The 9,474-nt window shown below is 72.2% G+C and carries 5 protein-coding genes and 1 pseudogene; 1 reads left to right on the top strand and 5 read right to left on the bottom strand.

Annotated elements, in window-relative coordinates:
* The 5 genes and pseudogenes from ACZ4EF_RS11220 to ACZ4EF_RS11200 all read right to left on the bottom strand — a co-directional run.
* Nucleotides 1-3,276, bottom strand: a pseudogene (locus ACZ4EF_RS11220) (hypothetical protein); the annotation flags it as partial.
* A 182-nt stretch (nt 3,277-3,458) separates the two neighbouring features.
* Nucleotides 3,459-4,595 (bottom strand): OmpA family protein, encoded by a 1,137-nt coding sequence (locus tag ACZ4EF_RS11215; protein WP_467504011.1) that lies wholly within the window; start codon nt 4,593-4,595, stop codon nt 3,459-3,461.
* 340 nt (nt 4,596-4,935) lie between these two features.
* Nucleotides 4,936-5,832, bottom strand: a complete 897-nt coding sequence (locus ACZ4EF_RS11210; RefSeq protein WP_355349340.1) for a hypothetical protein — start codon at nt 5,830-5,832, stop codon at nt 4,936-4,938.
* The gene (locus tag ACZ4EF_RS11205; protein ID WP_391044707.1) at nt 5,829-6,338 is read right to left on the bottom strand and encodes a hypothetical protein; all 510 of its coding nucleotides are present in this window, start codon (nt 6,336-6,338) and stop codon (nt 5,829-5,831) included. The genes ACZ4EF_RS11210 and ACZ4EF_RS11205 overlap by 4 nt, the downstream gene beginning before the upstream one ends.
* An 84-nt stretch (nt 6,339-6,422) precedes the next feature.
* Nucleotides 6,423-7,124, bottom strand: coding sequence for a hypothetical protein (locus ACZ4EF_RS11200; protein WP_467504009.1), 702 nt, complete (start codon nt 7,122-7,124; stop codon nt 6,423-6,425).
* A 235-nt stretch (nt 7,125-7,359) separates the two neighbouring features.
* Between ACZ4EF_RS11200 and ACZ4EF_RS11195 the strand changes: the two genes are divergently transcribed.
* Complete coding sequence (locus tag ACZ4EF_RS11195) at nt 7,360-9,399, top strand: hypothetical protein (protein ID WP_391044703.1); 2,040 nt, start codon at nt 7,360-7,362, stop codon at nt 9,397-9,399.
* The last annotated feature ends 75 nt before the right edge of the window (nt 9,400-9,474 follow it).

Raw genomic sequence — 9,474 nt, 5'->3', positions numbered from 1 at the left:
TGTACCCACCCCCTTTCGGCTTTGTGCTGTCTCCCCCACCCCCCCCCCCGTCCCCCCACACTCCCCCGCCGCGGGAGACCCCTCCCCCCCCCCCGCCCCGGAGCCGCCGTCCGTACCGGTGGCGCGGCCCACCGCGAGGTGCCGGGCGGCGCCCTGCGCCGCGGGGCGACGTTCCAGTCGGGCGTGCCGCAGCGCCCTGATGCTGGGCGTGTAGGAGGAGGCGACCCGGTCGAGCACGGAACGGCGCTCCCCCAGGTCCGCCTTGCGCTGGTAGCCGGCGGCGTGCAGCGGCAGATGCGCCAGCGGGCCGGAGGCGGACCACCACAGCCGAGGGACAGCGTGTCTCGGCGTCCCGTCCGGGATCGGCTCGGTGAGGCCGGCCGCCCGCAGCACCGGTTCCGCGACCTTGTCCCACAGCCACTCAAGGGTCCGGAAGATGGTCTCGGCCGCCGCGGCGCGCACGTCCTTCGGGCTGTCCAGATCCACGGCGACCGCGGCAAGGAAGTCCCGGGCCGTGTGGGCCAGCAGTCCTTCGGTCACGTCGAGTGTCACGGTCCTGATGCCCCGGGACGTGACCACCAGCGCGTCACATCGCAGCCGGTCGATGTTGATCAGCACGATGGGCCCCTGTACCGCCTCCGCCTGCATCTGCATCGCGGTCGGCGGCAGCAGGAAGCTGCCGAAGCCGGGGTGGGACCGGATGTCACCGAGGAGCAGCCGCCACTGCTCGGCCGCCCGGTGCTGCGCCCGTGCGCCCGAGGTCTCGTCCCGCGACGCGATGTCATCGGCCTCCCGCATCCGCCCGGCGAGGTCGGTGAAGCGCGCGGCGAGCCGCGGATGAGCCTCTGCGAGGTCGGACACGTCGCCGCGCGCCTCCAGGTCCTGGCTCATGAGGACGGCACGGCCCTGTTCCAGCAGCGCGGCCGCCTGTTCGGTCCGGCCGGCTGCGAGCGCCACCGCGCACCCGGTTCGGGTCAGGCTGGTGCCCGTCGAACTGTCCGGGGACGGCCCTTGGAGGGCAGTGTGCACGGCGCGCTGGCGATCGTCGCGGTGCAGCGCCCGCGAGGTGAGCAGCGGCAGCATCTCCAGCGCGACGGCCGCGGCGTCCGCGGCCCGTGCCCAGTCCCCGAGCTCCACCCGGCGGCCGAGCGCGACGCGCGCGTTCTCGAATCTCACCGCTGGGGGCAGCTTGGCCTCTGCCTCAGGCTGCCACCGCACCTCGGCTTCCTCGACCCCGATCAGGTCTCCGCGGAGGTCGTGGTCGGCCATCACCACCAGGTCGGTGATCGTACGCAGCGTCGGCCGCAGGCGTTCACGCTGCTCCGCCATGCTGCCCCAGTGGCCGGGGGCGTCCGGGAGCGCCTCCAACGTGCGGGCCACCTTCCGCACCAGCCCGACCGCCTCCTTCGACATGTCCGGGTCGCGGCGGAGCATCGAGACCCCGGCAAGGGCCTTGGCGTAGAACATCGCGCAGGCGACCCACTGCGGTGACTCGGGGCGGACGTGGTCCACGGCCCACCGCAGGCCGTCGCAGGCCCGGAGCATCGTCGCGGCGTCGCCGCGGAGCGAACCGTACGCCTGCCGGTGCTCCTCGACCGCGCACAGCAGTTCGATATAGCGGGAGCTGGTGGCCGGGAGGGTGGCGAGTACGTCGTCGCCGGCCCGCACAGCCCGCTCCAGGTCCGCGGCGTCCCTACTGATGAGGTACTTCGCGGCCCACACCTGGAGCAGGGCCGCGGCCGTCCATCCCCGGCGGCCGGCACTGAGTCCTGGTTCGGCCAGCCTGGCGAGCAACTGCTTCTCGGCGAGCGCCAGTCGGCGCGGGTCCGACGGAGACGTGTCGACCCCGACGAGACTGCGGAGGACCGCTTCCGCGTCTGGTGGCAGACCCGTCAGGTCGGACTCCAGAGCAGGGTCGCAGACGAGGCCGGGCGCGGGCGCCGGGCAGGGCGGCCAGTGCGGTGAGGTGGAGGACGCGGGTCCCCCGTCGCCGCCCGGTGCGCGTTCGCGGTCCGGCCCGCGAGGAGTTCGCGCCTCCGGGTCCGGAGCACCGCCGAAGGAGGCCATCTCCTCCGGTCCTGCGCCCGGTGACCGGTAACCGGGGCTGCGTGGCGGTTCGTACAACCGGATCGGCGGCAGCGGGGGAAAGGTCAGGAGTGGACCCATCCACGGCCGCACGAGGCGGAGAAGACCTCCCGACTTGAACGGGAGCATTCCCATCAGCCGCACCATCTCGGCGGTCGCGGCGCGCTTCTGGGCGATATGCGGAAGCAGCGGGTCGCCCGGCCGCAGGTCCCGCTGCAACATCGCCCACAGCTCGTCCGACCTGGCGACGTCCCGCCGGGATCCGCTGAGGACGGCGCGCGCGGCCAGCAAGGACGCCATGTTGACCGCGTAGACGCCGCCGTCGTCCGGTGGGCCGTCGGCCCGGAACGCCTCCATGTGCGCGATGGCCTCGTCGGCCGTCTTGAGGTCGAGTTCGTAGGTCAGTACGGACATCAGGGCTATCGCCAGCAAGAGGTGCACCGGGGCGGCCTCGTGGGGCCGATAGTCCGTGCCGTGGACCCGCGCGTGCTCCACGCCCGCCAGCGCCAGTCGGCCGGCGGTGACCGCGAAGGCGGCCGAGGCGCGGTCCTTCGGGTCCGCACGGAATCTGACGACGGCGGCGTGTGCGGCCGTGCGCCCGACCAGTTCCGCCTCCAGGTGGTCGGGCGTGACGGCGTCGTGGGCGGCTCGGGCGAGCCGCCACATCTCGGGGAGCGCCGACTCGTCGCCGGACTCGTACCGGAAGCACGCGGACTGGGCGAGCCGTACCAACAGGCAGCAGCGTGCGATGTCGTCCCGCGGGAGCGAGTCCGCCAGCCGGGCCGCCGCCGACTCGATGGGCAGGACCGGCTGGAAGTGCCGGGGCAGCGGCAGTTCGGGGTAGGTGGCGGCGACCCTTACCGGGTCGTCGGCCGTACGCCCCTGCTTCTGCGCGCCGAGATGGTGCTGAACGTCGCGCGACAACCGGTAGTCGCCGAAGCGGAACGACAGGGTGCGCTCGGCCAGCCACAGGTGCAACACCCACGCAGGCCGCCCGGGATCGTCCCGCGCGCCGGTGTCCAGCGCGAACTCCAGCAGCGCCGCGGCGGCCACCGCCGCGTCGCGGCCGCCGCTCGACCAGGAGGACAGCAGCAGTCCGTCGGCGGCGGACAGCCAGCTCCGCGGGTCGGCGCGGACCGCGCCGACCCGGCGTTCGATGTCGGACGACCAGGACGCTTCACAGCGTCGCATCACGCGGTCCACGACTGCTCTCATATCCGGCATGTCGAGTCCTCTCTGAAGGGTGGGACGGTCGGGACTTGCGGGTCGGCCGCGCGGCACGTGGCGATCGGCGGGCCGCGGGGTGGGGCGGTCGGCTGCCGACGAGCGCGCGCCCGGACGGGCGGTCATGTCCGAGCGCGCGCCCGGACGGTTCAGCAGACGAGGTCCAGGACGACGGAGCGGTTGCGTTCGGCGGGGCCGGGCAGCAACCGGCCTTCGCTGTCGAGGTCTTGGACGTGGCCCGGCCACCGCGTGCCGACTCCCCGCAGCGTGATGTCGTGGGCGGCCACACCGAGCGAGACGAGGACGTCGCGGACCGCTGTTGCGCGGTCGAGGGACAGTCGCCTACGGCCATCGGCCGTTCCCGCGGACGCCGTCGTACCGATGAGCCGGATCTTCGCGTGGTGGGCCACGGCCCAGTCGGCGAGTTCCCTCAGGGCGGCGGCGGCAGCAGGCCGGTCGCGCAGTACCGACGTGTCGGGCAGGAATCCGACACTGCCGCTGTTCCGCAGCACGTGGTTCCCGCAGGAGGGCGGATACGTTTCCAGGGGACGCACCTTGACGACGGACACGGCGGGGGTGTGCGGTACGGCGGCACCCGTCGCCGGCACGGGGTCGGCCGCGACGCACTCGGCCCCCGCCTCGACGGCGATCGCCTTCCATATGGCGACGAGGTTCTTGTGCTCCGGGAGCGGCAGTCTGGCCTGCGGCGGCGCCGTGTCGCCGACGCCGCTGAAGAGGACGGAGATACCGGTGAGCTGCGGGAGCGAGCCCTGCCGCTTCAGGAAGTCGGCGACATCGGTGGCCTGGGCGTCCAGCACGCCGTCACGGCGGAAGTCCAGTGGCGCGACAGTCTGAAGCCCGGAGTCGGCCACCACGACCGTGCCGCCCGGACCGACGTTCCCCGCGGCCTCGGCCAGCGCCGCGAGCAGGTCGGCCTCGGGACGGCCGGCTTTCATGCGGTGGATCGTGTTCGTCAGCGACTTCACGAATGTGTCGTGGTCTTTGGCGCTGCGGGAACCGTTCTTGCCCGTGTCCTCGAAGGCCCCGCGGAATTCCACGTCGGGTGCGCCGTCCACTCCGACCACGGAGATCAGCTGACCCCCGTCGATCGCGGTATCCACCAGTGAGAGCGCGGCGGGTGTCAGCCGGGGCGCGGGTGTGTTGGCTCGGGCGCCGAGGACGAGGGCGACGCGGCCTCGGCCGGTGGCGCACGCGGCGGCCTGCTCCTGCTGCTCCGACGCGCTGTTCTTGGCCGGGTGACCGCAGCCGGATGCCGCAAGCGCCACGGCACCCAGCAGGCAGAGAGCGGTGAGCCCGCGGAGAAGGGATCGTAATCTCGGTGATGCCATGGTGTGTGCTCCAGGAGTTCGAATCGATCGACGGCGCGGGGCCAGGTTCAATGAGCCCGGCCGCCCGGAGGCGTCCGGGCGACCGGATGACGAGCGGGAAGTGGCGGGACGCTGCGCGGACGTCAGGGGCTGGTCCAGTGCCGGCCGCACGACGGGCAGCGCAGGCCCAGACGGCAGTTCGAGCAGTCCGGACACGGCAGCAGACGACGAGCGCAGTGGGGGCAGAACTCGGGCCGGGGAGCGGGCGGCCGCATCGGGAACGGGCGCGGCTGCGGGCTCACGCCGCCGCCCCTTGGCCGTTCTCCGCATCGGGCTCGTCGGACTCCCCCGGTCCGTCGGGCCGATCGGCGGCGCGCAGGTCGGGGCCCTTCCAACCGCCGGGGACGAGCCGGTCCCCTGAGTCGGTGAGTCCGTCGGTGGCCGCCGGGTCAGCGATGTGCACGGCCATCAGGAACCGGGCGTAGTGCTTCAGGTCGTCGGCCCAGCCGAGGCATTGCCCGGTAGCCACCTCCCAGCGCCGGTGGTCGCGCTCGCGCTCGGCCAGCTCCTGCTGGTGGCGGTGGACGGCACGGACATGGCGTGGCGTCAGCCGCTGCACCTCCTGCCGGGCGGCCGCACGGTGTGCCAGGGCCATTCGGTACGCCGTGGCCAGCGGATTGTGGGCGAGGTACGCCGTGACCGCCGCCAGCAGGCCGCCGGCCAGGTAGAGGCCGAGGAACAGCAGGGCCGTGCCGAGATTGGCGCTGCCGGTCAAGTCGTCGGCGGGCGCCCCCGCGGTGCTCGGGAGACCGAGGGTCTCGAGCCCGCTGCCCCCCGACGTGGCGGGCGTGTTGGTGGCGCGGACGAAGAAGCACACGGCGCCCATGAACAGCCAGACCATCGTCAGCACCACCGCGAGAGCACCCACGGCCGGCGTGGACCGCTCCACGAACCTGCGGGCGAGTACACCCACCTGGTGGCTCACAGCCAGCGCCAGGCCGGTGAACCCGAGGACAAGCGGAATGATCATCCACCCGGCCTCGTTCACCAACAGGCCGACGACTTGGTAGAAGGCGATCCCGTCTGCCCCCACCGCCAGCACCAGCGCGAGGTAGGGGTAGTAGTGCCTGGTTCTGCCGACGACCAGATCAGGGTCGGCGAACGGCATGTGACCGGGCGGGACGGTTCTGCTCATGGGGTCGGTCCTCCTTGCGGGGGCGGGGTGGGTTCAGCGGGCGACGCGGCCTCGGCAGGCCCGGCTGGCGACACGCTCACAGTGGCGGGCGGGGAGAGACGGGCACGGAACGCGCTCAGGTCGCTCTCGGCCCGGCTGAGGTCGTCCTTGGCGTGGTCGAGTGCCGTCTGCGCGTCCGAGAGCTCCTCGGCGGCCACGCCGATCAGGTGGTCGCAGACCGCCTCGCGGAGCTTGTGCTCGGATTCGAGCCGGGTGACCCACTGGACCGTCCAGGCGTCGATGAGGTTGTCCAGCGCGGTGCCCGTACCGGCGTCGATGGCGTTGGGAGCGAGTTCGCCGACGAGTTGGCGCACGGTCTCCTCGGCGGTGCCGAGATCGGCCGGTGGCGCCATCCGGTAGAGCGCCGGAATGGTCCAGCTCGGGTCGCCGTCGACCACGGTCGAAAACGTCGGCTCGGGCTGTTCGGGCGGGCGCTTGGTCTTACGGCGGAGAAAGGGAAGGTCCACGGAGGGTCCTCTCGGGGCGGGTGTTCACGGGTCCGTCGGTGGTTGGGCCGTATAGGGAACGGCCGTTCACGAGTCCGGCGGGATTCAGCCGAGTCCGGGACGGTGGCCCGCAACCCAGGCGGGCAGCTCGGGACCGCCGTACTTGGCCTCACCGTTGATCCGGGCACCGTCCGCGTGTCGCCGGACCAACTGCCGGTCGTAGGCCATGACACGGCGCATGGCCTGCTCGTGCAGGTAGACCGCGCGTGCCGCGGCGGCTTCCTGCCGCACCGCGATACGGGCCTCGACCGTGTGCAGTTCGACGGTCAGTGCGGCAGCACGCCCGGCGGCCTGTTCGGCGGCGGAGCGCAGGTCGGCGAGCCGGCGCGACCATTCGCGCGCCCGGCGGGCGCGCACCACCGCCTCGGCGGTCTTGTGCTCGCCGCCGCGCCGCCGGTTCTGCTCTTCCTCGCTCAGGGGGCCGGCCGACTCGGCGACGGCTGCTTCGGCCTCGGCGGCGAGCCGTTCGGCCTCCTGTACGCGGGCCCGGAGGACCAGCGCCCGGCCCCGGTCCTCGGCGGTCTCCCTGAGGCAGAGGATCCATTCGGCCTGCTGACCAGCGGCGGCTCCGCGACCGAGGAACTCGGGCGTCGGGGTGCCGCCGACGCCGCTCTCGCCGAGCGCGGGCAGTCCGGCCTTCGCGTCGCGGTTGGCATGGTGCCGGTCCACCAGGCGCAGGTGGATCGCATAGCGCCGGGGCTTGGGCAGGGGTGCGGGCTTGGTGCGGTCATTGAGGCGAGGGGACATCTGGGGCCTCCCGTGGGCTTGGCAGGCACCGCGAAGCGGTGCGACGGACGGGAGGGACGCCCTGTGCACCCTCGCAAGTCCATCGACATGAAGCGTCTCTTCTTGTCTAACCAGAGTCAACTCTGTTTGTGAATATTCTCTACTTCAGGAGCAAAAGTTATCTGGGGTTTACAGATCGCTACAAGCCAGTACTCTCGTGACGTGCACTGACCTGCGATTAGAGGAGAGACGGCCAGTGATCCTCAAAGCCCAGATCCCCCCCATCCCGGAGAGCCGGGGCCGGCAGATGCCGGCCCGGCTCGCCCGCAAGGTGGGACCGCTCTTCGGAGTCGCCTGGGACGGCGCCCCGGGCGGCATGCATTCCTGGTGCTGCGACTACGCGCAGGTGACGCTCGCCGAGATCATGCGCGGCGCCCCGCGCCCCGCGAAGCCGTCCGAACTGGGGGACCACACCGACCGCGGACTGCCGGACAGCGAGGTGACCAAGGCGGGGCACACTCCGATCGCCAACGCCACGGCGTCGCGCTACGGCCCCGACACCAAGGCCGCGTTCGTCCTCATCGGCACCAATGTGCTGCTGGCGCCGGTCACCGAAGCCCTCGGTCGGGCGCTCGACGAGATTCCCGTCGAGGACCCGCACCTGCTCATCGGCGCCTTCGCGTACAGCCTGCTCGAAGTCTTCCGCTCGGAGCCGATCCTGCTTGTCGCCGCGCTCCAGGCGCAGGGCGTGCAGCACGCGTTGGGCGCCCTGGACGCCCCGGTCCGGAGCGAGGGCGTGCGGAGCCTCGCCTCCCACGAGTACGGTCCGATCCGGGCGCGGTACGACGCCGATCACGCGCCGCTCGGTCTGGACCTCGTGGAGAAGTTGGCGACGGTCCTGTGCGCGCGCCTGCGCCCCAGGGAGTCGAACGAGGTCGGCATGAACGAGCCGCTGCCGGGCGGGAGCGCCCGCGACCGCTTGCGCCGCACCGTCGTGGGCATGGCGCAGGCCACGCTCTTCGACCTCTCCGCGGTCACGGACGACGCCGCGGTGCGCATCGTGGACAACAAGAAGGGCCGGAGGGCTGAGCTCCATCTGCACACCGAGGTACGGGTGCGGCGCTTCGCGCAGGCGGTGCTCCCCCACGTCGAGCTGCCACCACAGGAGACCCCCGCCCGGATGGCGGACAAGCTCAGCTTGCTCCAGTCCGTGATCGAGGAGACCCCGTCCGGTCCCGATCTCGACGTCAAGGCCGCCCTGACCGTGCGACAGGGCCTGGTGACGGCGACGCTGGCGCTCTTCGAGGACCGGGACGAGTCGACCCGGCACGTACGGGCCCGCATGCTGGAACAATTCGCCGACCGGGTCCGCGAACTGTTCGGCGCGGACTCCCCCGAGTTCCTGTTGGAGCGGCTGCACGCGCTGGCCGATCTCGTGCAGTTCCCCGCCGCGCAGGACGAGGACCCGTCACACCCGCAGATCGTCACCCGGCGGGCGGGGTGGCTGCGCGAGGGCGTCGCTCTGGCGAAGACGCTGATGGGCCGGGTCAGCGGGGGCAGCGTGGACGGCGGATACCTCGCCACCCGCCTCGACGACCTGCTGGTCGGCGTGAACCAGTTGCGCAAGGCGCAGTATGAGGCTCACGTCACCGGGCTTCCCGACGCGGAGCAGATCACGAGAGAGCTCATCCCGCTCTGGGACGACTGCATCGAACTGCTCACCTGCTTCTTCGAGAACGGCAGCCCGCGCTACTACGTGCGGCTGCACAACTACTGCGCCTTCCTCGTCGGGGCGGGCTCGAACGTCGAGATGCGCGAAGAGGGCCTGGAGCTGTACGACAACGAGGTGATCCCGGTCCGCCGCCGGATGAACGAGTTGGGCACCGCGTTCACCTCCCTGCGCAACGTCCTCCAGGTAGCGATGCGCGGGCACGTCTCGCTGGCCCGGGACCTTGACGACCCGCAGCGCTCGCGCGAGCACCTGGCGGCCGCCCGGACGTACGCCGCGGAGATCCGGGCCAACACCGACGAGGTGGACCGACTGCTGGAGTACGCGGGCGAGCGGGCGACCGGGTTCGTCATGGCGCTGAGCCTGGCGAACTGCTTCCTGACCTCGGCGGAGTACGCGCTACCGGACGATAGGGCGGACCGCGCCAGGTGGGCCGAGCAGGCCGCGGAGCTGATGGCCGTCGCGGCACCGTACGTCTCCGGCGGCCAGAGGAACCGCGCAGACCGCAGAAGGGAGTTCGAGAACCTCGGCAGCCGACTGCGCGCCCTCGACAGCGCCGCCGCGTGAGACACGCGCCGGGCATGAACCGCGCCGGCGAGGAGTACGGGGACCGGTCGCAGCCGGCCCCGTGACAAAGAGCAC

The sequence above is a fragment of the Streptomyces sp. NPDC025721 genome (genome assembly GCF_055558595.1).
This window is presented reverse-complemented; position numbering and strand designations above follow the sequence as displayed.